This window comes from Streptomyces sp. ITFR-21, assembly GCF_031844685.1.
In the GTDB taxonomy this organism is placed as follows: Bacteria; Actinomycetota; Actinomycetes; order Streptomycetales; family Streptomycetaceae; genus Actinacidiphila.
In genome coordinates this window covers 3984889-4006873 of the sequence record NZ_CP134605.1, presented here as the reverse complement: position 1 = coordinate 4006873, position 21985 = coordinate 3984889, and the positions used below count along the sequence as shown (strand labels likewise).

The 21985-nt window shown below is 72.8% G+C and carries 15 protein-coding genes; 9 read left to right on the top strand and 6 right to left on the bottom strand.

Features of this window, described 5'->3' with window-relative positions; all coding sequences use genetic code 11:
- Positions 1-166 precede the first annotated feature (166 nt).
- Complete coding sequence (locus tag RLT57_RS17605; protein WP_311298353.1) at positions 167-1279, top strand: fatty acid desaturase family protein; 1113 nt, start codon at positions 167-169, stop codon at positions 1277-1279.
- 228 nt (positions 1280-1507) lie between these two features.
- Positions 1508-1747 (top strand): SCO5918 family protein, encoded by a 240-nt coding sequence (locus RLT57_RS17600; protein WP_311298352.1) that lies wholly within the window; start codon positions 1508-1510, stop codon positions 1745-1747.
- A gap of 87 nt (positions 1748-1834) precedes the next feature.
- On the opposite strand, the gene RLT57_RS17595 is transcribed toward RLT57_RS17600, so the two are convergent.
- Positions 1835-3187 (bottom strand): acyltransferase family protein, encoded by a 1353-nt coding sequence (locus RLT57_RS17595; protein ID WP_311298351.1) that lies wholly within the window; start codon positions 3185-3187, stop codon positions 1835-1837.
- A 318-nt stretch (positions 3188-3505) separates the two neighbouring features.
- Between RLT57_RS17595 and RLT57_RS17590 the strand changes: the two genes are divergently transcribed.
- Positions 3506-4267: an SDR family NAD(P)-dependent oxidoreductase gene (locus RLT57_RS17590; RefSeq protein ID WP_311298350.1), complete on the top strand. Its 762-nt coding sequence runs from the start codon at positions 3506-3508 to the stop codon at positions 4265-4267.
- A gap of 605 nt (positions 4268-4872) precedes the next feature.
- On the opposite strand, the gene RLT57_RS17585 is transcribed toward RLT57_RS17590, so the two are convergent.
- A complete protein-coding gene (locus RLT57_RS17585; protein ID WP_311298349.1) occupies positions 4873-6087 on the bottom strand; it encodes an RtcB family protein in 1215 nt (404 codons plus the stop codon).
- A 395-nt stretch (positions 6088-6482) separates the two neighbouring features.
- Between RLT57_RS17585 and RLT57_RS17580 the strand changes: the two genes are divergently transcribed.
- From RLT57_RS17580 to RLT57_RS33405, 4 genes are all read left to right on the top strand, one after another.
- Complete coding sequence (locus RLT57_RS17580; RefSeq protein WP_311298348.1) at positions 6483-7319, top strand: hypothetical protein; 837 nt, start codon at positions 6483-6485, stop codon at positions 7317-7319.
- A gap of 383 nt (positions 7320-7702) precedes the next feature.
- Positions 7703-8491 carry a DUF3558 family protein gene (locus tag RLT57_RS17575; protein WP_311298347.1) on the top strand — a complete coding sequence of 263 codons (789 nt, stop codon included), beginning with the start codon at positions 7703-7705 and terminating at the stop codon, positions 8489-8491.
- Between the two features lie 186 nt (positions 8492-8677).
- Positions 8678-10297, top strand: coding sequence for a DUF2637 domain-containing protein (locus RLT57_RS17570; protein ID WP_311298346.1), 1620 nt, complete (start codon positions 8678-8680; stop codon positions 10295-10297).
- Positions 10298-10873: 576 nt separating this feature from the next.
- On the top strand, positions 10874-14428 hold the full coding sequence (locus RLT57_RS33405; RefSeq protein ID WP_399128875.1) for a discoidin domain-containing protein: 3555 nt from the start codon (positions 10874-10876) through the stop codon (positions 14426-14428).
- A 221-nt stretch (positions 14429-14649) separates the two neighbouring features.
- Here the strand turns inward: RLT57_RS33405 and lysS are convergent, their stop codons facing one another.
- Positions 14650-16377: a lysine--tRNA ligase gene (gene lysS, locus RLT57_RS17555; protein ID WP_311298345.1), complete on the bottom strand. Its 1728-nt coding sequence runs from the start codon at positions 16375-16377 to the stop codon at positions 14650-14652.
- A 130-nt stretch (positions 16378-16507) separates the two neighbouring features.
- Here lysS and argS point away from each other — a divergent pair, with 130 nt between their 5' ends.
- Together argS and RLT57_RS17545 are read left to right on the top strand one after the other, a co-directional pair.
- Positions 16508-18280, top strand: coding sequence for an arginine--tRNA ligase (argS, locus tag RLT57_RS17550; protein WP_311298344.1), 1773 nt, complete (start codon positions 16508-16510; stop codon positions 18278-18280).
- Positions 18281-18461: 181 nt separating this feature from the next.
- Positions 18462-19292, top strand: coding sequence for a DUF4253 domain-containing protein (locus tag RLT57_RS17545; protein WP_311298343.1), 831 nt, complete (start codon positions 18462-18464; stop codon positions 19290-19292).
- Between the two features lie 75 nt (positions 19293-19367).
- Here RLT57_RS17545 and RLT57_RS17540 read toward each other — a convergent pair whose 3' ends face one another.
- The 3 genes from RLT57_RS17540 to hemB form a co-directional block, all read right to left on the bottom strand.
- Positions 19368-19913 (bottom strand): hypothetical protein, encoded by a 546-nt coding sequence (locus RLT57_RS17540; protein WP_311298342.1) that lies wholly within the window; start codon positions 19911-19913, stop codon positions 19368-19370.
- A 238-nt stretch (positions 19914-20151) separates the two neighbouring features.
- The gene (locus RLT57_RS17535) at positions 20152-20697 is read right to left on the bottom strand and encodes a hypothetical protein (protein ID WP_311298341.1); all 546 of its coding nucleotides are present in this window, start codon (positions 20695-20697) and stop codon (positions 20152-20154) included.
- A 96-nt stretch (positions 20698-20793) separates the two neighbouring features.
- Positions 20794-21780, bottom strand: a complete 987-nt coding sequence (gene hemB, locus RLT57_RS17530; protein ID WP_311298340.1) for a porphobilinogen synthase — start codon at positions 21778-21780, stop codon at positions 20794-20796.
- Positions 21781-21985 lie beyond the last annotated feature (205 nt).

Genomic DNA, 21985 nt, shown 5'->3' with positions numbered 1-21985 from the left:
CGGCCGTCCCCCGCGAACGGTCACGGGAAAGGCGGAGCCGGGCAGATCATGGCCGCCGCCGAGTACGCTGGCAGCGCCGAGGACATCTCGCATGCCGGACTCAACGGTGTCGTCCTGTGGTGAGTGGATACACCGGGTCCACGCACCCGGGGACAGGCCGAGTGCCATGACCAGTGACTCCGCGACCACGCACGAGACCTCACCCCCGACGACCGGGTCGCTGCCCCCGTCGTTGGTGGCCGCCTCCGACGGCACCCTCGCCGGCACTCCCGACGACGCGGGCAGCGACTTCGCCCGGCTGGCCCGCCGGGTGGCGACCTCGGGACTGCTCAAGCGCCGGCCCGGCTACTACTCCGCGCGGATAGGCGGCATCGCCTTCCTGTACGCGGGTACGTGGGCCGCGTTCGCCTTCCTCGGCAGCTCCTGGTGGCAGCTGGCCACCGCCGGCGTGCTGGGCGTGCTGTTCGCCCAGATCGCCCTGGTCGCGCACGACATCGCGCACCGCCAGGTGTTCCGGCTGCGGCGGCCGAGCGAGGTCGCCGGGCGGATCGCCGGGAACCTGTGCGTCGGTATGAGCTACGGCTGGTGGCAGGACAAGCACACCCGGCACCACGCCAACCCGAACCACGAAGCACTCGACCCGGACGTCAACCCCGACATCCTGCTGTGGTCCACCGACCAGGCGCGGGCCGCCCGCGGGGTGCCGCGCCTCATCGGCGGCAGCCAGGCGTACCTCTTCTTCCCGCTGCTCACGCTGGAGGGCATGAACCTCCACGTGGCCGGTGTACGGGCGCTGTTCCGCCCGGAGTTCAAGCAGCGCACGCTGGAGGCGGCCCTGCTGGGCCTGCACATCGCCGGCTACCTGACCGTGCTGTTCCTGGTGCTCTCCCCGCTCCAGGCGCTCGCCTTCATCGCGGTCCACCAGGGACTCTTCGGCGTCTACATGGGCTGCACCTTCGCCCCGAACCACAAGGGCATGCCGACGCTGACCGGCGACGACCGTCCGGACTTCCTGCGCCGCCAGGTGCTGACCTCCCGCAACGTGCGCGGCGGCCGGTTCACCGACCTCGCGCTGGGCGGGCTGAACTACCAGATCGAGCACCACCTGTTCCCGAGCATGCCCACCCCGCACCTGCGGCAGGCCCGCCCGATCGTCCGGGCGTACTGCGCCGAGCTCGGGATCTCCTACGCGGAGGCGGGCCTGTTCGCCTCCTACGCGCAGGCGCTGCGGCATCTGCACCGCGTCGGCGCCCCGCTGCGCGCTGCCCCGTCGGCGTGATCCGGCGCGATCCGGCGTGATCCGGCGCGATCGGGCGCGATCGGGCGCAGTCGGACCTGATCCGGCCTGATCCCGGGCCGATCCCGGCCTGAGTACGGCCCCGGCCCGGCAGGCCGTGACCCCGCCGCCGGCCGGCGCCGCGGCACCCCGCTCGGGTGTCCCCACCGCCGTGAACGTGAGAGTGTGGCACCTCCGGCTCCACTCCTCCGTCCCCCTTGCTGAGGCATGATGCGCGTCACCATCGCTCGCCGACACTTCTACTTCCACCGGAACGAGGTGGAGGAGGCGATGAACGGAGTCACCCCCGAGCCCGTGACGGGGGTCTCGGTCGAGATCGGTGGCGTGAGCTACCCGGTCATGCAGGTGGGCGCGGTGATCACCCGCCAGGACCGGCGCGACTTCAGCTCGGGCGAGGTGCAGCGCGCGATGGCCGCGCTCGGGTTCCCCTGCCGGACCAGCGTCGACTGACCGGACCGGGTGGCCGGTTGCGGCCGGGGTGCCGCGTTCTCGCCGGAACGGGCCCCGCACCCCGGCCGCCCGGGTCCCCGCTGCCGCCTACGATGCCGTCTTGCGGGACGGCATCGGGCCCAGGTGCGCGAAGGCGTTGGTCAGGCCCCGTTTGAGCAGCTTCGACACAGGCCGCTCGACCAGCCGGTGGATCAGATAGCTCAGCACCAGCCCGCCGACGATCAGCCCCGCGACCAGTACCCGGGGATCGGCCCGGTCGCGCAGGTGGTGGATGGCGATCGTGCCGGCCGTGTAGTGGATCAGGTAGAAGGGGTACGTCAGGGACCCGGCGGTGATCAGCCACTTCCACTGGAAGCGGTCGGTGTAGCCGAGCGCGACGCACACCATGAAGAGAATGAAGAGCGTGTAGACCGTCAGCGCCCCGCGCCAGCTGGAGACGTGCTCGACCTGGTCGATACGCCGGCCGATCTCGTCCTGCGCCATCAGCCAGGACAGCGCCAGGATCCCCCACAGCAACAGGTCCTGGCCGAAGCGGTACATCAGGAAGAGCGCCAGCCCGGCGATGAAGTACCAGGCGCCGTCGGGGTCGGCGAGCAGGACCAGGAACGGCAGCCCGGACACCGGCGCGAGCATCGCCAGCGCGCCCCAGACGCAGCAGAAGACCACGACCTTGCGGTACGTGAGCCCGGCGGCGACCACCACCAGGAAGATCAGGTAGAACCGCAGCTCCGACCAGAGCGTCCAGTACACGCCGTCCACGTTGGGGATGCGGGAACCGGACTGGAGCATCGAGAGGTTGTACAGGGCGTCCCGCGTGGTGGGCTTGGCCCACACCCCGGGGAACGCGGTCAGCACCACGGTGGTGAACACCACGCCGAACCAGTACGCCGGGTACAGGCGGATCACCCGGGACACGAAGAAGTCCCGCGGCCGGCGCCCCCAGCAGGACATACAGATGACGAAGCCGCTGATGACGAAGAAGATCTCGACGCCTATCCAGCCGTAGGCGGCGAAGCGGAACACGGTGGGCATGATGTGGGACACCGGCCGGTCCCATATGACGTTGTGCGCGGTGTTCGCCCGCTTGGTGCCGGCGAAGTGGTGCAGGGCCACCAGGACGGCGGCGAACAGCCGTACCGCGTCGATGACGTAGAGCCGGGCCCGCCGGGGGGGCGGTGCGGGCGGGGGGGCCTCGGGCGGGGCGGGTTCCGGGCGCTCGGCGGCCGGCGGCGGCGCGGGGGCGGGGAAGTGGGTGTCCCAGGGCGGCGTCTGGACGGCTGTGCCGCGGCCGGTGGGTGTCGCCGCGGCGCCGGTCGCGGCGTCACGGGAGTCCCTGCCCGGTGCGGCCGGCTGCGCCGGCGGGAGGAGTCCACTGCCCCCGGGTATGGTCACGGGGCTCGGCGGCCAGTCGTCGGCGCCGCTCCTCTCCGCATGCCTCATGTGCCGTCCTCGTCAGTAAGCGGCGGTGCGAGCCTGTGGTGTCTCCCCCGACGGAGCCGCCATCCCCCAAAGAAAGCATCAACTTACGGTAGCCGTAGGACAGGGAACCGGACAGAAGCCGAAATTCGAACAGGGTTAACGGAGACTTGACCTTAGGAACACTTTTCGAGGGCGTCAAGTTCACCCGGACGTCACCTCCCGTGCATCCCCGGCGGGCGCCTCCGACCGCCGGGCCCCCGCCGTGACACGGGGTGACCCCCGTAGGATCAGGGGCGGTCATGGATGGTCCCGGCCGGTCCCGTCGCGAAAGGCAGCCGCATGAGCACCCGCCCCCGTACCGCAGTGGTCACCGGAGCGAGCAGCGGCATCGGTGCCGCGACCGCCCGCCGACTGGCCGAGGCCGGCTACCACGTGGTGCTCGCCGCGCGCCGCGCCGACCGGCTCGACGCGCTGGCCAAGGAACTGGCCGCGGAGGGCCGCAGCGCCGCCGTGTACGCCCTGGACGTCACCGACCGCGCCGCGGTGGACGCCTTCGCCGCCTCCCTCGACGCCTGCGACGTCCTGGTCAACAACGCGGGCGGCGCGCTCGGCACCGATCCGGTCGCCACCGCCGACCCCGCCGACTGGCGGACGATGTACGAGGTCAACGTCCTCGGCGTGCTCCACGTCACCCAGGCGCTGCTGCCCGCGCTGACCGCCTCCGGCGACGGCACGGTCGTGGTGCTCTCCTCCACCGCGGGCCTGGCCACGTACGAGGGCGGCGGCGGTTACGTGGCCGCCAAGCACGGCGCCCACGTCATCGCCGAGACGCTGCGGCTGGAGCTCAACGGGCGGCCGGTCCGCGTCATCGAGGTCGCCCCCGGCATGGTGAAGACCGACGAGTTCGCCCTCACCCGCTTCCGCGGCGACGCCGACCGGGCCGCCGCCGTCTACGCGGGCGTCGCCGAACCGCTGACCGCCGACGACGTGGCCGACGGTGTCGCCTGGGCGGTCACCCGCCCCTCGCACGTCAACGTCGACCTGCTGGTGCTCCGGCCGCGCGCCCAGGCCAGCAACTCCAAGGTGCACCGGGAGAAGTGAGCGACGCCCCCGTCGGCGGCCGGGGGCGGACCGGCGGACGGCCTCCCCCGCCACCCCCGGCCGCCGCCGCGCCGGTGCGGCCGTATTCCGCCGCGAGGGCGGGTTCCGCCTCCACCGCGACGGCCTTCCCGTGCTTCGAAACGAGCTTCCCGACGGTCTTCCCGTTCCGGTGGATTTACTGGCTGCCGGACTGCAGACCCTTTGCCTGACATTCGGAATCCCCCACTGCTTCTTGTCAGTTCCTGATCGGTTTCCGCCGCGCGAGGGCTCGACGGCCTGCCGCCACAGGGACAGCGCTTCGCGCCGGTCCTCCGGGCCGCCGCGGGCGAGGTACTGGAAGCAGGGCGTCCCGGCGAGCTGTCCCAGGCAGCCGCTGCGCTTCACGTCGTCGGGAGCGGCCGCGCGCACCGCCCTGCGGGAGTGCTCGGCGGCTTCCCGCGCAGGGGCCGTGCCCCCCTTCCCTGACGGCCGCGGCCCGCCCCAGCCCCCGGCCGCCTGACGGCACCGGCGGCGGCGCGGCCGAGCAGGGCACGGCGCGGGCCGCCGTCGGACGACGACAGCCCGCGTCCCGGGGGTGCGGTGCGGCGCCCCCCCACGGGTACGGGCTACCCCTTGACGCAGACGACCTGCTTGAGTTCGGCGACGACCTCCACCAGGTCGCGCTGGCGCTCGATCACCTTGCCGATCGGCTTGTACGCGCCGGGGATCTCGTCGACGACGCCCGCGTCCTTGCGGCACTCGACGCCGCGGGTCTGCTCTTCCAGGTCGCGGACGCCGAAGGTGCGCTTGGCCGCGGAGCGGCTCATCCGGCGGCCGGCGCCGTGGGAGGCGGAGTTGAAGGACGCCTCGTTGCCGAGGCCGCGGACGATGTAGGACTCGGTACCCATCGAGCCCGGGATGATGCCGAGTTCGCCGGAGCCCGCGCTGATCGCGCCCTTGCGGGTGACCAGCAGGTCCATGCCGTCGTAGCGCTCCTCGGAGACGTAGTTGTGGTGGCAGGAGATGACGGGGTCGAAGGCCGGGCGGGTTTTGGGGAGTTCGCGGCGGACGACGTCCTGGAGGAGGGCCATCATGACGGCGCGGTTGTGCCGGGCGTACTCCTGGGCCCAGAAGAGGTCGTCGCGGTAGGCGGCCATTTGCGGGGTGTCGGAGACGAACACCGCGAGGTCGCGGTCGACGAGGCCCTGGTTGTGCGGGAGCTGCCGGGCCACGCCGATGTGGTGGTCGGCCAGTTCCTTGCCGATGTTGCGCGAGCCGGAGTGCAGCATCAGCCAGACGCAGTCCTCGGTGTCGAGGCAGACCTCCACGAAGTGGTTGCCGGAGCCGAGGGTGCCCATCTGCTGGGCGGCCCGCTCGGCGCGGAACCGCACCGGCTGGGCGAGCGCGTCGAAACGGGACCAGAAGTCCGACCAGCCGGCGGTGGCGAAGCCGTGCAGCCGCCCCGGGTCGACGGGGTTCTCGTGCAGCCCGCGGCCGACCGGGATGGCCTGCTCGATCCGGCTCCGCAGCCGGGAGAGGTCGGCGGGCAGGTCCGCGGCCCGCAGCGACGTCCGCACCGCGCTCATGCCGCAGCCGATGTCGACGCCGACCGCCGCCGGGCAGACCGCGCCGTGCATGGCGATGACCGAGCCGACCGTGGCGCCCTTGCCGTAATGGACGTCGGGCATGACGGCCAGGCCCTTGACCCAGGGCAGCGAGGAGACGTTGCGCAGCTGCCGCATCGCCTCGCCCTCGACCGTCGCCGGGTCGGCCCACATCCGGATCGGCACCCGGACGCCGGGCACCTCCGTGTACGTACCGGGTATCCCCGCCTGTGACATGACCGTCCCCCGAATGTGGAAGCAAAGCCGGGGCCGGGGCCGGAACACCCGCCGGGATCCGAGGCCCCCGGCAAGAGCCGCGGCGAGGCGGCGGGCAGGGCGGCGGGCGACGCAACGCGTCCCCCCCGTTAGCCCGCCCCGGCGGGCGCTTTCCCCGGCGCGTGCGGTAGACATTGTGTCCGGGGCTCGCGCACGCGCGCCAAGGGTTTACCGGCGTGCCGCCACGTCCGGGTGAACGGCGCGCGGTGATCCGCACCCGTGGACACGGAGAACGTGACCACGAACGTCCCGCGCAGCACGAGGAGCCCGCGGAACACGGAGAGCACGCACAGCATGTAGAGCACACACGACACCTGGACCACGTAACAGCACAGGACGAGGAAGGGGCCCGCCCGGTGCGGTCTACCCGAAGACTGCCGGTCTCCGCCGGTGCGGCGCTGGGCGTCGTCGCGCTGGGCCTCGCCGTCCTCGGCGCCTGCACGGCAGGCGGTACGGGCGCGGACCCGGCCGGTGACAGCGCCTCGGTGGCGGTCGACGGGACCACCGCGTCCGCGCTGCCCCCCGGCAAGTACCAGACCCTCCCGCAGCCCTGCGTCGCGGTGAGCGCGGACGAGCTGAAGAAGCTGGTCCCGGGCGCCACGGACTACACGGGCAAGGAGTCGCCGACGTACGACACCGACCGCCGGGTGGGCTGCTCCTGGCAGGGGGCCACGACCGACGGGACCTCCCGGACGCTGAGCATCGACTTCGAGCGGGTCGTGTCGTACAACCCGTCGATCAGCGACGAGGTCCAGGCCGAGATGGACTTCGACCGGCTCGCCACGGCCGCCTCGATCCCGCTGTCGCCGGCCGGCACGGCGGCCGGCACGGTGTCCACCCCGCCGCCGGTCCCCACCGGCAGCGGCACCGCGGCCGGCGGCGCGGCCACGGGTACCGGTACCGCCACCGGTACGGGCTCGGACGGCGGCAGCCCCGATCTGCTCCCCCGCCGGCTGACCGACCTGGGCGACGCGGCCTTCATCAACGACGTGCTCAAGTCGCCGGCGACCCCGGCCGCCTCCCGGGTCGGGCCGCGCCGGGACGTGAGCCTGGTGTTCCGGACCGCCAACGTCGTGGTGAGCATCACGTACGCGCAGTCCGCGCCGCGCGACGGCGCCGCCCCGGACAGCTCTGACCTGCAAAAAGGCGCCCGCCAGGTGGCCGACGAGCTGGAGAGCGGAATCGAGCGGTAGGGCCTGTCGGGTGGGTCTCCGCGGATCAGGGAGCGGGGTCCGGTGCGGGCGCGTGCAAAGCTGAGGAGGGAGGCGGTGCGGTGTGCCGCCGACCGGCGGGAACGCGGCAGGCGTGCGGACCGGGGCCCGCGACGCCGAGCGGATCCACCCGACAGGCCCCGGCACCGAGGCCGCCCGCCGGACGCGTAGGGTGGACGGCCGGTCCGTACCGGAGCCGGTGCGTCCGCTCCGGGATCCGGTACGCGGCCGGCCCCGCGCGGACCGCGACGGCTCCGCTCGACACCCGGGCAGAACCCGTCACAGGCGGGCGAAGGTCCGGTGAGAGCCGGCGCTCGCCGGCGAACGGCAAGGCGAAGAACCCGAGCAAAGGACTCCCGGGACCCATGGAACGACGACGCACCGCCCCGCTCCTGGCCGGGCTGCTGGCCTGCGCGGTGGCGCCCGCGATACTGCTCGCCGGATGCTCTTCGGGCTCCGGCGGCGGCGACGCCTCCGGCAGTGGGAGCCCGAAGGCCGTGGGCACGGCCAGCCCCACCCCGACCCTCGCCCCGGCGCGGTTCGGCACGCTGCCCGCCCCCTGCCGGACCGTGACGCAGGCCACCGTCAGCGCCCTGGTGCCCAAGGCGAAGGTCCCCGGCGGGACCGAGGCGCAGTCCTCGGACGTCGCCACCCGCGGCGGCTGCTCCTGGACCGGCAACGGCAAGGACGGCTACCAGTACCGCTGGCTGTCGGTCACCCTCCAGCGCTTCACCTCCTCCACCGCGCTGGGCGGCGCCGAGGACCAGGCGCGGAAGCGGTTCGCCGACGCGGTCGCGGAGCTGGGCGCGGCCAAAGGCTTCAGCACGGTGGCGGTCTCCGGCATCGGCGACCAGGCCAGTTCGATCGGCGGCAGGGCGACGGTCGCCAAGGTGACCTCGCAGAACGACACGGTGGTGGTCCGTACCGGGAACGTGGTCCTGATCGTCGAACTCGACGGCGCCGGCCTGGTGGGCAAGAAGAACCCGACCGCGCGGACCGTGGACGGCGGCGCGCAGCGGGCCGCCAGGGACGCGGTGGCGTCGGTCCTGGCCGCGAACCCGGGCGCGGGCAGCGCGGGCGCGGGCAGCGGCACGGCCGGCGGCACCGGCACCGGCACCAGCGCCCCGAGCGGCTCCGGCGGCCTGTCCGGATAGCCCCGCCGCCGTTCCATCGGAGCCCGGCCGACGCCCCGCCGGGTAACAACTGCCGGGACTTCCGGCCGTCCCGCCCCCTATCCGTACGTTTGTCCGACGAACTCGCACCCACGGCTTCACCGCCGTATGGCAGTCTGGGCCCGCCAGTTACGGGGAACAGGAGCAGAGCGGCAGGAGGGCTCGCGGGTGGCCGCGATACGTTTGACCCGAACGCACCGGATTCTGATCGGCATCGTCGTCATGGGCGCGGTGGTGATCGCCGGGATCGGCTTCGCCGGTTCCTACGCCGCCGTGCGCACCCTCGCCCTGCACAAGGGCTTCGGCTGGTTCGCGAACGTCTTCCCGATCGGCGTGGACGCCGGCATCGTGGTGCTGCTCGCACTCGACCTGCTGCTGACCTGGCTGCGGATCCCGTTCCCGCTGCTGCGGCAGACCGCGTGGCTGCTGACGGCGGCCACCATCGCCTTCAACGGCGCGGCCGCCTGGCCGGACCCGCTCGGCGTCGGCATGCACGCGATCATCCCGGTGCTGTTCGTGGTGTCGGTGGAAGCCGCCCGGCACGCGATCGGGCGGATCGCCGACATCACCGCCGACAAGCACATGGAGTCGGTCCGCATCACCCGCTGGCTGCTGGCACCGGTGCCGACCTTCCGGCTGTGGCGGCGGATGAAGCTGTGGGAGCTGCGGTCGTACGAGGAGGTCATCCGCCGCGAGCAGGACCGGCTGGTCTACCGGGCACGGCTGCGGGCCCGGTACGGCGTCGCGTGGCGCCGCAGGGCCCCCGTCGAGGCGATCATGCCGCTGCGGCTGGCGCGGTACGGGGTGCCGCTGTCGGAGACCGCCGACGCGGGACTCGAAGCCGCCGGCATCGACGTGGGGCCGCCCGTCAAGCAGTTGGAGGCCGCGGTGGTGGCCCGCCCGGCCGCCGACGAGCCGGGGCGGGCCGACCGGGCCGCCGCGTCCGGTCCGGCCGAGACGGCGGCCGGGCCCGGGTCGCTGCCCGGATCCCTGCCCGAGGCCGCGCCGGAACCCGGCCCCCAACCGGCCGACGACCCCGGCTTCGACGAGCAACAGCAGGCGTACGAACAGGAGTTGTACGAGAGCCGACTCTACGAACAGCAGATGTACGAGCAGCAGCCGTACGAGGAGCCGCCGCAGATCTCCCCGCACGACAGCCCGTGGTTCGCCGCCCAGCAGGTGCAGCAGCCCCAGCAGGCCAACGCCTACGCCCAGCAGCAGATACGGCAACAACCGCAGGCGCAGCCGCAGTACGAACAGCAGCCCTACGAGCAGCAGCAGTACCAGCAGCCGCCGTACGAGCAGTCCGGGCCGCAGCAACAGCAGCCGCCGGTGATGGTCCCCAACGGTCCCTACCGCCAGCGGCCCCTGGGCAACCCTGACATGAACGGCACCCTCAACGGCTTCAACGGGAACGGCTCCAACGGCCGGCCCGCCCAGGAGTTCCGTGAACCGCCGTACGTGGCGCAGCCCCAAGGCCAGCCGCAACCGCAGGCCCAGCCGACGCCTCCCGAGCCCGCCCCCGCCTCCGCCCCCGACGCAAACTCCGACACCTACCCGGCCGCCGGCCTCAACCTCCCCGACGGCGTCTCCGCGGACGAGGCGTACTTCGCCGCCTACCGCCGCTACGTGCGCGAGCGCGGCGACTTCCCGGGCGCCCGCCAACTCGCCCGCGCCCTCCAGGACTTCTACGGCGGCACCGCCCCCGAGGAACGCCAGCTGATCACCTCGGTCCGCGAACTGCGCTACCGCTACAACTCCGAGGCGGAGTCCGAGTACATCCCCTAGCCTCCCGCCTGGCTCGCCTTCGGGCTACGGCTACGGCTACGGCTACGGCTACGGCTACGGCTACGGCTACGGCACCGAACACCGCGCCGCGCTCGATCCCCCACACGACCACGGCGTGCGGTCGCGCGCGCCGGGAGAGGGCGCGGATCAGTCCTGCCGGAAGCCCGCCGGACTCTTCGCCGCTCCCGCGCCCCAGGTTCCGGCGCCGCTCGGGCGTCCGCACCGGTCCGCACCCCGCCGACCGACCGCCATGCCGACCGGGCGGCGTACAGGCTCCGGACAACCCCCACACGGGCGCACAGCCCCTCGCACAGCCCCCGCCCGGTCGCCGCACAGGCCCCGCACTGACCCCGGACCGGGATCCGCGCCGGGACCCGACCGGTCCGGCCCGTACCGGGCGCCCGCCGGGCCCGGTCGGGGCGCCCGCCGGGCCCCGACCGGTCCGGTGCCGCCCGCCGCCCGTAAGGGCCCTGCACGGGCATTGACACTCGCATGGCATTCCCACAGACTCCCCGGAGAGCGCTCTCCCAATGTGATCCCACACGGTCTCACACACCCCCCATCGTGGAGATGCCCATGAACCTGCTCTCATTGCTGCTCCGAAACAACCGAAGGCGCAGACCACTTGTCGCGGCCGGCGTCGCGGCGGCCCTGGCGATCGGCGGTGCCATCAGCTCCACCGCCGGCACCGCGCACGCCGCCGACACCCTGCTGTCGCAGGGCAAGACGGCCACCGCCTCGTCCGTGGAGAACGCCGGGACCCCCGCGTCCGCGGCCGTCGACGGCGACACCGGCACCCGCTGGTCCAGCGCCGCCGCCGACCCGCAGTGGCTCCAGGTCGACCTCGGGGCGACCGACACCATCACCTCCGTCAGCCTCAACTGGGAGGGTGCCTACGGCACGGCGTTCAAGATCCAGACGTCCGCCAACGGCACCGCCTGGACCGACGTCTACTCCACCACCACCGGCACCGGTGGCATCCAAAACCTGACCGTAAACGGTTCCGGGCGTTATGTCCGGTTCTACGGGACGGCCCGCGGCACCGGATACGGCTACTCCCTCTGGGAGTTCCAGGTCTTCGGCTCCACCGGCGGGACCAGCCCCGGCGCGTGCGGGACGACCAACGCGGCGCTGAACAAGACCGCGACCGCGTCCTCCGTGGAGAACGCCGGGACCCCGGCGTCCGCGGCCGTCGACGGCGACGCCGGCACCCGCTGGTCCAGCGCCGCCGCCGACCCGCAGTGGCTCCAGGTCGACCTCGGCAGCTCGCAGTCCATCTGCCAGGTGGGCCTCAGCTGGGAAACCGCGTACGGGACCTCGTTCAAGATCCAGGTCTCGGACAACGCCACCGCGTGGACCGACGTCTACTCCACCACCACCGGCACCGGCGGCGTCCAGAACCTGGCGGTGACCGGCACCGGCCGCTACGTCCGGCTGTACGGGACCGTCCGGGCCAACGGATACGGCTACTCGCTGTGGGAGTTCCAGGTGTTCACCACCGGGAGCACCGGCGGCAACGGCGGCACCACGGGCGGTACGACCTCGCCGCCCCCGACCGGCGGCGGCGGTGACTTCTCCGGCACGGTGATCTCGGCGTACAAGCAGGTGTCGGCCTCCTCCTACGAGGGCGCCAACGCACCGGCCGCCGCGCTCGACGGCCGCACCACCACCCGCTGGTCCAGCCTCTACACCGACAACGAGTGGCTCCAGGTCGACCTGGGCAACGTCGGGTCGATCAGCGGCATCGTGATCAACTGGGAGTCGGCGTACGGCTCCGGCTACCACATCGACGTGTCCGACAACGGCACCGCGTGGACGCCGATCTACACCACCACGACCGGCAAGGGCGGGATCGAGAAGCTCGCGGTCACCGGCACCGGCCGCTACGTCCGGCTGACCGGCACCGCGCGGGCCTCCGGATACGGGTACTCCATCTGGGAGTTCCAGGTGTACGGCACGGTGAACACCTCCACCGCGACGCCGCCGATGCTCTCCGGCCCGACCAAGGCCCCGGCGACGCTGAACCAGTTCCAGCTGTCCGCGCCGGCCGACAAGGCGATGGTCACCAACACCCGCCGGCCCGCGCTGTCCTGGGCGGCGGTGGCCGGTACCGCGCACTACGAGGTGTGGCTCAACATCAGCCGCACCGACTACGACTTCACCGCCTCGGGCAGCCTCCTCGACCTGTACACCAAGGTCGCCGAGCCCACCGGCGCCGCCTACACGCCGACCTGGGACATCACCGACCGGTGGACGTACAAGTGGTTCGTGGTGGCGGTGAGCGGGTCGGGCGCCAAGACCACCTCCAACATCCGCACGTTCAGCGTCTACCTGCCCGACATCGAGCAGGTGGCGGACGGCGTCAACATCGTCAACGGCGCCCGGGACCTGAACAAGGACGGTTCACTGGAGCCGTACGAGGACTGGCGGCTGCCGGTCGACACGCGGGTAAGCGATCTCCTCGGGCGGATGACGCTGGAGGAGAAGGCATACCAGATGTTCTACAACGTCCAGCAGTTCCCGCTGTCCGGCTGGCACTTCGGCCCGGCGCAGCCCGCGGACCTGAACAACGTGCTGCTGTCGACCGCGGCCACCCGGCTCGGCATCCCGCCGGTCTCCGCGGGTGACACCACGGCCGGCTACCAGACGACGTATCCGTTGCAGAGCACGCTGGGGGCGGGCAAGGACTACCCGCTGGACTACAAGCTCGGCGACATGCAGCGCCAGGAGGAGCTGGAGGTCGGCGCCCGCGGCACGCTCTCGCCGCTCGCCGAGGTCGGCACCAAGGTGCTCTACCCGCGCATCCAGGAGGGCAACGGCGAGAACGCCGATGTGGCGGCGGCCCAACTGCGGGCGCTGGTCTCCGGGTTGCAGGGCGGTCCGGAGCTGAACCCGGGTTCGGTGCTGGCCACCGTCAAGCACTGGCCGGGCGAGGGCGCCGGCGGCGAGGCGGGCATCGTCTACGACGGGGTGACGATCAAGTACCACATGATCCCGTTCAAGGCGGCGATGGACGCCGGCGCGGTCAACATCATGCCGGGCTACGCGGGCAGTTCGTATCTCGACCCGGGCGGTCCGGGCGCGGGTGACAGCGCCAAGATCCTCACCTACCTGCGGCAGAACCTCGGTTACACCGGTCTGATCACCACCGACTGGCTGCCGTCGGGCGCGTGGATCAACGCGGCCAACGCCGGCTCCGACGTGATGGGCGGCGCCGACCCCGGTGCCACGGGCTTCACCATGGGGAGCTTCGAGAGCGGCGTGCCGCTGGCCCGGATCAACGACGCGGTGACCCGCATCCTGAAGATCAAGTTCCAGCTGGGCATCTTCGACCACCCCTACGGCGACCCGGTGAACGGTCCCTACCGCTTCCACCAGCCCAGCTACACGCAGCTCGCCAACCAGGCGTCGCGCGAGTCCAACACCCTGCTGAAGAACAACGGGGTGCTGCCGGTCAAGTTGCAGGCGGGCGACAACATCGTGGTCGCCGGCGACCGGGCGACCGACAGCGCGGCCTGCTGCATCTGGTCCAGCTACTTCCACGCGGACTACGGTTCGCTGGACCAGCTCGACGCGCTCACGGCACGGGCGGCCCAGGCGGGGGTGAACGTCTACCAGGGCACCGGCCCGGCGCCGAAGCTGGCGGTGGTCTACGTCGGCGAGCCCTCGTACACCCACGCCACCGCCTGGCCGGACACCCAGCCGTATCTGCCGGCCGACCAGGTGGCCCTGATCCAGGGCTTCAAGAACCAGGGCATTCCGGTGGTCGTCGTCCTCACCCTGCCGAGGCCGATCGTGATCAGCGACTGGCAGAATGTGGCCGACGCCGTCGTGGTCACCTACCGCGGTGGCGAGGAGGTCGGTCCGGCCACGGCCAGCCTGCTGTTCGGGGACTACACCCCGCACGGCACGCTGCCCTGGCAGCTGCCGCGCAGCCTGGACCAGGTCCTCAAGCCGGGCGGCGGCGACGTCCAGGCCGACGCGAACGAGGCGTGGGACCTTCCCTACGACCTCGGCGCGACGGACGCCGAACGCGCCGACATCCGGGCGAAGATCGACGCGGGCCAGACGGTGCCGCCGACGTACGGCAACCCGCTGTACCAGTACGGGTCGGGTCTGACCCACTGGTAGGCCGCCGGCGCGCCGGCGACAGCGGCGGTAATTGGTAAGCAGTAAGCAAGTAACGAGCAGCGAGCGCCCGGCGCTGAGCCGGGCGCCGAGCGGCAGAGCCCAAGGGGACGGGCGGACCGGAGTCACCGACTCCGGCCCGCCCGTCCCGCGTTGCCCGGCCGTACCCGCGGCACGCGCCGAACCCGCCGGCCCCGCCCAACCCCGCGGCGGGACCGGCCGGTTCAGCCCGCCGCGCCGCCCAGCAGCTGCCGCACCCGGTCCTGGCCGACCGCCAGCAGCAGCGTCGGCAGCCGGGGGCCGGTGTCGCGGCCCACCAGCAGGTCGTAGAGCAGCGCGAAGAACGTCCGCTGGGCGACCTTCAGTTCGGGCGTCGGCTTGGCGTCGGGCGCCAGTCCGGCCTGCACCTTCGGGACGGCGTAGACGAGCGTGGTGAGGCCGTCCAGCGACCAGTGCGCGTCGAGGCCGTCCAGCAGCAGCTTCAGCGCGCCCCGGTCCTCGTCGGTCAGCGAGGCCAGCCGCTGGGCGTCCGGCACCTGCCGTACCACCGTGCGCTGTTCGGCGGGCACCTGGGTGGTGATCCAGTTGACCGCGCGGTCCAGCCGGGGCCGGGCCTCGTCCAGCGCGGCCAGCGGGTGCTCCGGGTCCAGCTCGGAAAGGATGCGCAGGGTCTGCGCCTCCGCACCCGCCGTGACGTCGGCCACCGACGCCAGCGTGCGGTACGGCAACGGGCGCGGGGTGCGCGGCAGTTCGCCCGCGGCGGTACCGGCCGCCCGGGTGTACGCGGCGAGGTCGCCCGGGAGCGCGGCGCCGTCCTCGACCTTGCGGACCAGGGCGTCCCACTCGTCGTAGAGCCGCTGGATCTCCTGGTCGAAGGCGATCTTGAACGACTGGTTGGGCCGCCTGCGGGCGTACAGCCAGCGCAGCAGCTGCGGCTCCATGATCCGCAGCGCGTCCCCGGGGGTCGGCACACCGCCCTTGGAGGACGACATCTTCGCCATGCCGGAGATGCCGACGAACGCGTACATCGGCCCGATCGGCTGGGTCCCGCCGAAGATCGGCCCGACGATCTGCCCGCCGACCTGGAACGACGAGCCGGGCGAGGTGTGGTCCACGCCGGACGGCTCGAAGACCACGCCCTCGTACGCCCAGCGCATCGGCCAGTCGACCTTCCAGACCAGCTTGCCGCGGTCGAACTCGCTGAGCCGGACCGTCTCGCCGTGCCCGCAGGCGCAGGTGTAGGTCAGCTCGGTGGTCTCGTCGTCGTACGCGGTGACGGTCGTCAGGTCCCGGCCGCACTGGGCGCAGTACGGCTTGTACGGGAAGTAGCCCGCGCCGCCGCCGCTGCCGTCGTCCTCCGCCGCCGCGCCCGAGCCCTCCTCGGCCTCCAGCTCGGCCTCGTCCACCGGCTTCTGCGACTGCTTGCCGGGGGCCTTCCTGGTCCGGTACTGGGCGAGGATCGCGTCGATGTCGGCGCGGTGCCGCACGGCGTGCAGGATCTGCTCGCGGTACACGCCGGAGGTGTACCGGGCGGTCTGGCTGATCGCGTCGTACGCCACGCCCAGCTCGGCGAGCGCTTCCGTCATCCGGGCCTTGAAGTGCTCGGCCCAGTTCGGGTACGCCGACCCCGCCGGGGCGGGCACCGAGGTCAGCGGCTTGCCGATGTGCTCGGCCCAGGACGCGTCCACGCCCGCCAGTCCGGCCGGGACCTTCCGGAAGCGGTCGTAGTCGTCCCAGGAGATCAGGTGCCGGACCTCGTAGCCGCGCCGCCGGATCTCGTCGGCGACCAGGTGCGGGGTCATGACCTCGCGCAGGTTGCCCAGGTGGATCGGCCCGGACGGGCTGAGCCCGGAGGCGACGACGACGGTTTTCCCGGGGGCGCGGCGCTCCGACTCGGCGATCACGTCGTCCGCGAAACGGGAGACCCAGTCGGCCTCGGTGCTGCCAGCCACGGCTCGTCCTTCCTGGTCGGCGGGGCGCTGACGGCGGCCCCGGCGTGCCCATTCTCCCAGAAGGAAAACGAGTGGCGCCCCGTGAAATAATCGGTCCACCACTCCTCCCCTTCGACAGAAGCGGCATCCCATGGCCTCGGTCCCCTCCCTCTCCGCCACGCTCCAGCAGCGCGTCACCGCCGCTCTGGCGGCGGCCGTGCCGTCGGCCGCCGACGCCGACCCGCTGCTGCGCCGTAGCGACCGGGCCGACTTCCAGGCCAACGGCGTGCTGGGCCTGGCCAAGCGGGCCAAGGCCAACCCGAAGGAGCTGGCCGGCGCGGTGCTGGCCGCGCTGCCCGCGGACGAGATGGTCGCGCGGGTGGAGGTGTCCGGCCCCGGCTTCCTCAACATCACCGTCACCGACGCGGCGATCACCGCGAACCTCGCCGCGCGGCTGGCGGACGACCGGCTCGGCGTGCCGGGGAAGGAGCGCCCCGGCATCACGGTGATCGACTACGCCCAGCCCAACGTGGCCAAGGAGATGCACGTCGGCCATCTGCGGTCCTCGGTGATCGGCGACGCCATCACCCGGATCCTGCGGTTCGCCGGGGAGACGGTGATCCCGCGGCACCACATCGGCGACTGGGGCACCCAGTTCGGCATGCTCATCCAGTACCTGATCGAGCACCCGCACACGCTGGACCACAGCGAGGACGCCCCCGACGCCGGGGAGGCGTCCATGTCCCGGCTGAACCGGGTTTACAAGGCGGCCCGCACGCTCTTCGACGCCGACGAGGCGTTCAAGGACCGGGCGCGGCGGCGGGTGGTGGACCTGCAGGCGGGCGACAAGGAGACGCTGGAGCTGTGGCAGCGGTTCGTGGACGAGTCGAAGATCTACTTCTACTCGGTCTACGACAAGCTCGACATCCGGATCGTCGACGAGGACATCGTCGGTGAGTCCGGCTACAACGACATGCTGGTGGAGACCTGCGAGCTGCTGGAGAAGTCCGGCGTCGCGGTGCGCTCCAACGGCGCGCTGTGCGTGTTCTTCGACGACGTCAAGGGCAAGGACGGCGAGCCGGTCCCGCTGATCGTGCAGAAGGCGGACGGCGGCTTCGGCTACCCGGCCACCGACCTGTCCGCGGTCCGCGACCGCACCGCCAACCTGCACGCGGACACCCTGCTGTACGTGGTGGACGCCCGGCAGGCGCTGCACTTCCGGATGGTCTTCGAGACCGCCCGCAGGGCCGGCTGGCTCACCGACGAGGTGACCGTGCGGCACCTGCCGTTCGGGACCGTGCTGGGCAAGGACGGCAAGCCGTTCAAGACCCGGGAGGGCGAGAGCGTACGGCTGGAGGACCTGCTCGACGAGGCGGTCGCGCGGGCCACCGCGGTGGTCCGGGAGAAGGGCGAGAAGATCGGCCTGTCCGAGGAGGAGATCACCGGCAACGGGGTCCAGGTCGGCATCGGTGCGGTGAAGTACGCGGACCTGTCCACCTCGCTCGGCCGGGACTACGTCTTCGACCTGGACCGGATGGTCTCGCTCAACGGCGACACCAGCGTGTACATCCAGTACGCGTACGCCAGGACCCGGTCGATCTTCCGGAAGGCCGCGGCGGACCAGACCGCCGCGGCCCACCCGGAGCTGCCGCTGGCCCCCGCCGAGCGGGCGCTGGCGCTGCACCTGGACGCCTTCGGCGACACCCTCGCGGAGATCGCCGCGGTCTACGAGCCGCACCGGCTGGCCTCGTACCTGTTCCAGCTGGCGTCGCTGTTCACCACGTTCTACGAGCAGTGCCCGGTGCTCACCGCCGAGGGCGGCCCGGCGGAGGTGGAGAACCGCCTCTTCCTGTGCGAGCTGACCGCACGCACCCTGCACCGGGGCCTGGACCTGCTGGGCATCCGCACCCCGGAACGCCTCTGAGCGCCGCCCTTCCGGCCGGAGCACCCCTGGGCCCGCACCCGCCCTCGGCCGCCCGCGCGGCGCGCTCGGGCGGCCGGGCGAGGGCCAGGGGTGCTCCGGCCGCGGCCCGTATCCGGCACCTGACCGGCATCCCGGCTGCCCCAGACCACAGTTGTCGGCGGCAACCCCTAGAGTCCCGGTCATGGCGATGCTTCCCAACCCCCTTCCCCGCCTGGCGGACGACGCGACCGGCGCCGCACTCGGCCTGAGCCTGCCGCCCGGCAAACTCGTCGACACCACCGGCGAAGGGCCCTGGCACGAACCCCTGCTGTGGTACGCCGAAGGGGTCGCCGCGCCCGGCACCTGGGCGGAACTGCTGGCCGGGCGCTCGGTGGGGCTGCTGCCGGTTCTGATCGAGAACGACAAGGCGCCGGGGCGGAAGTTCACCGAGTGGTACCTCGACCCCGGCCAGATGTCCTACCCGGGGGACCACGACGCCGAGGAGTACCTCGCCGAGATCTGGACCGCGTACACCGCCGACGAGGACTGGGACGAGGAGGACCTGGCGCAGGTGCTGGCCCCCTACGGCGTCGACTGGCCCGGAATGGCCCCCGCCCCGGCCTTCGACGCCGACCCGGACGCCTTCGCCGCCGAAGTCACCGCCGACCTGGTCAGCTCCGGCCGGCTGGACACCCCCCGCGCCGCCCTGGTGTACGCCCGCCGCAGCGCCGACATACCCGCCGCCATGGGCTGGACCGGTCCGGTCAACCACGAGGACGACATGGCGGTCCTGTCTGCCGTGCTGCGCTCCTGGGAGGACCGCTTCGGCCTGCGGGTCGTCGCCCTCGGCTTCGACACCCTCACCGCCACGGTCGCCGCGCCGCCGCAGACCCTCGAAGCCGCCGAGGCGGTGGCCGCCGAGCACTTCGCCTTCTGCCCGGACAACATCGCCCAGGGCCACCACGAGTCGCTGCGCGAGTACGCGCGCAAGTCGCTGCTGGGCAAGCCGACCTGGCACTTCTGGTGGGACTGAGCCCGGCCCGGGGGCGGGCCGGCCGGCAGCGCCCGCCGGCCGGGCGTCGGCTCGGGCGTCCGGCGGGGCCGCGGGCTACTTGAGGACCACCACCGTGGAGCCGTGCACGGTGTTGTTCCAGATCCTGGCGATGTCCGCGCGGTGGGCGCGGATGCCGCCGGTGTGCAGGGACCGGCCGGGCGCGACGACCTTGTCGTCGGTCCGCGCGGAGAAGGCCACCCACGTCTCCGCGGTGTACTCGAAGTAGACGACGTGCTCGATCCGCGCCCCGTCGCCGCCGACGGTCGACGGTGTCCGGCCGCTCACGTAGTGGGTGCCGGGCTTGGCCGGGACCGTGCCCGGCACGACCGTGAAGGTGGCGACGGGCGCGCCGCCGGGCGGCACGACCCACACCCGCTGCTGGGACAGCGAGTACACGATCCGCTTGCCCGTACCGGAGTTCGCCGGGACCGGCGGCGGGGGCGGCGGGGTGGTCGGCCGCGCGGTGGCGGTGTGCGGCGGCCGGACGGGAGGCGGCGCGGCGGACGGGCTGCCGCCGGCCTGGATCGCCAGAACGGAGACGACGGCCAGCGCGGCCCCGGTCAGCCCGGTCACGGCGGCCCACGACGGTATGCCGCTCATCGGCGCCCCTCCTCCCCCGGTGGCTCCGGTGCTCGCGCACCCCTCCGGGTCCGGCCCCGGTGCAGCGCAATCTACCGCCGCCCCGCGGCCCTGTCGCCTGCCCGGCGGGCACCGCCCGCGGGAGTGGCGATCATCACCCCGGCCCTACGGGGGCGGGGTCACGTGCCGGAGCGGCGCGGCTACCGGGGCGGGCCGGCCGGGGCGCCGGGAAGAGGCCGGCGCGGCACGGTGGCCGGGGTCAGCGGAGTACGACGACCGTGGAGCCGGTGACCGTGTTGTCCCAGATTTTGGCGATGTCCGCCCGGTGGCCCCGGACCGCGCCGGTGCGCAGGGAGGGGTCGGGCTTGGCGACCGTGTCGTCGGCGCGGGCGGAGAAGGCCACCCATGCCTCCGCGGTGTACTCGAAGTACACGATGTGCTCGACCGCCGTACCGTCGCTGCCGGTGTCGGCGGCGCGGCGCTTTCCGACGTAGAACGTGCCGGGCCGGGCCCGGATGGTGCCGGGGACGACGGTGAAGGTCGAGACCGGGGCGCCGGCCGGCGGGACGACCCAGACGCGCTGTCCGGCCAGCGAGTAGACGATCCGCTTGCCCGTACCGGAGTTCGGCGGAACCGGCGGCGGGGGCGGCGGGGTGGTCGGCCGCGCGGTCGTGGGACGCGGGGCGGGCCGGGCGTCCACGGTATGGGCGGGGTTGCCGCTCGCCTGGATCGCCAGCACCGACACGGCGGCCAGCGCCGCCGCGGTCAGGCCGCTCACCGAGGCCCACGAGGGTATGCCGCTCACGCCCGCGGTCCCTTTCTCCATGCTGTTGTCGGCCGTCGCCGGCCATTGCCGACGGTCGCGTCACGTCGACGCGCGGTCAGGGGGAAGAGGCGGAGTCTACAGCCGCCCGGCGACCTCGGTCGCCCAGTAGGTGAGGATCATGCTCGCGCCCGCGCGGCGGATGGAGGTGAGGGTCTCCATGATCGTACGGTCGCGGTCGATCCAGCCGTTGGCGGCGGCGGCCTCGATCATCGCGTACTCCCCGGAGATCTGGTACGCGGCGACCGGGACGTCGACGCTGTCGGCGACCTCGCGGAGCACGTCGAGGTAGGGCAGGGCGGGCTTGACCATGACGATGTCGGCGCCCTCGTCGAGGTCCAGGGCCAGCTCGCGCAGCGACTCGCGGAAGTTGGCGGGGTCCTGCTGGTAGGTCTTGCGGTCGCCCTTGAGCGAGGAGTTCACCGCCTCGCGGAAGGGGCCGTAGAAGGAGGAGGCGTACTTCGCGGTGTAGGCGAGGATCGCCACGTCCTGGCGGCCGATCTCGTCCAGGGCGTCGCGCACGACGCCGACCTGGCCGTCCATCATCCCCGACGGGCCGACCATGTGGACGCCGGCGTCCGCCTGCACCCGGGCCATCTCCGCGTAGCGCTCCAGGGTGGCGTCGTTGTCGACCCGGCCCTCGGCGTCCAGGACGCCGCAGTGGCCGTGGTCGGTGTACTCGTCCAGGCACAGGTCGGACATGACGACGAGGGCGTCGCCGGCCTCGGAGACGGCGTCGCGGATGCCGAGCTGGAGGATGCCGTCGGGTTCGGTGGCCTGGCTGCCCACCGCGTCCTTCTCCTCGGGCACGCCGAAGAGCATGATGCCGCCGATCCCGGCGGCGGCGGCCTCGGTGACGGCTTTGCGGAGGCTGTCGCGGGTGTGCTGGACGACGCCGGGCATGGAGGAGATCGGGACGGGCTCGGTGATGCCCTCGCGGACGAACATGGGCAGGATGAGCTCGGCGGGGTGCAGGCGGGTCTCCGCGACGAGGCGGCGGATCGCCGGGGTGGTGCGCAGGCGCCGGGGGCGCGCACCGGGGAACTCGCCGTACCGGCTGCTCATAGCGGGCCTTCCTGTTCTGTCCGGTGCGCGGGGTCGCTCCCACGCGGGGTGGCGGGGCGCTCGGCGCGGGGTTGTGCGGGTCGCGCGAGCGGGGTTGTGCGCTCCCACGCGGGGTGGTCGGGTGCGGGGGCGAATTCCACGGTACGCCCGTGGGGGCCGTGCTTTTCCCGACGTGGAGTCGGGGGACCGGGCTCCCCGCGGTGCC

What these genes read in the sequence shown, in the direction of transcription:
- RLT57_RS17605 (WP_311298353.1), top strand. Translation starts at nt 167, where the DNA reads ATGACCAGTGACTCCGCGACCACGCACGAGACCTCACCCCCGACGACC.
- RLT57_RS17600 (WP_311298352.1), top strand. Translation starts at nt 1,508, where the DNA reads ATGCGCGTCACCATCGCTCGCCGACACTTCTACTTCCACCGGAACGAG.
- RLT57_RS17595 (WP_311298351.1), bottom strand. Translation starts at nt 3,187, where the DNA reads ATGAGGCATGCGGAGAGGAGCGGCGCCGACGACTGGCCGCCGAGCCCC.
- RLT57_RS17590 (WP_311298350.1), top strand. Translation starts at nt 3,506, where the DNA reads ATGAGCACCCGCCCCCGTACCGCAGTGGTCACCGGAGCGAGCAGCGGC.
- RLT57_RS17585 (WP_311298349.1), bottom strand. Translation starts at nt 6,087, where the DNA reads ATGTCACAGGCGGGGATACCCGGTACGTACACGGAGGTGCCCGGCGTC.
- RLT57_RS17575 (WP_311298347.1), top strand. Translation starts at nt 7,703, where the DNA reads ATGGAACGACGACGCACCGCCCCGCTCCTGGCCGGGCTGCTGGCCTGC.
- RLT57_RS33405 (WP_399128875.1), top strand. Translation starts at nt 10,874, where the DNA reads ATGAACCTGCTCTCATTGCTGCTCCGAAACAACCGAAGGCGCAGACCA.
- argS (WP_311298344.1), top strand. Translation starts at nt 16,508, where the DNA reads ATGGCCTCGGTCCCCTCCCTCTCCGCCACGCTCCAGCAGCGCGTCACC.
- RLT57_RS17545 (WP_311298343.1), top strand. Translation starts at nt 18,462, where the DNA reads ATGGCGATGCTTCCCAACCCCCTTCCCCGCCTGGCGGACGACGCGACC.
- RLT57_RS17540 (WP_311298342.1), bottom strand. Translation starts at nt 19,913, where the DNA reads ATGAGCGGCATACCGTCGTGGGCCGCCGTGACCGGGCTGACCGGGGCC.
- hemB (WP_311298340.1), bottom strand. Translation starts at nt 21,780, where the DNA reads ATGAGCAGCCGGTACGGCGAGTTCCCCGGTGCGCGCCCCCGGCGCCTG.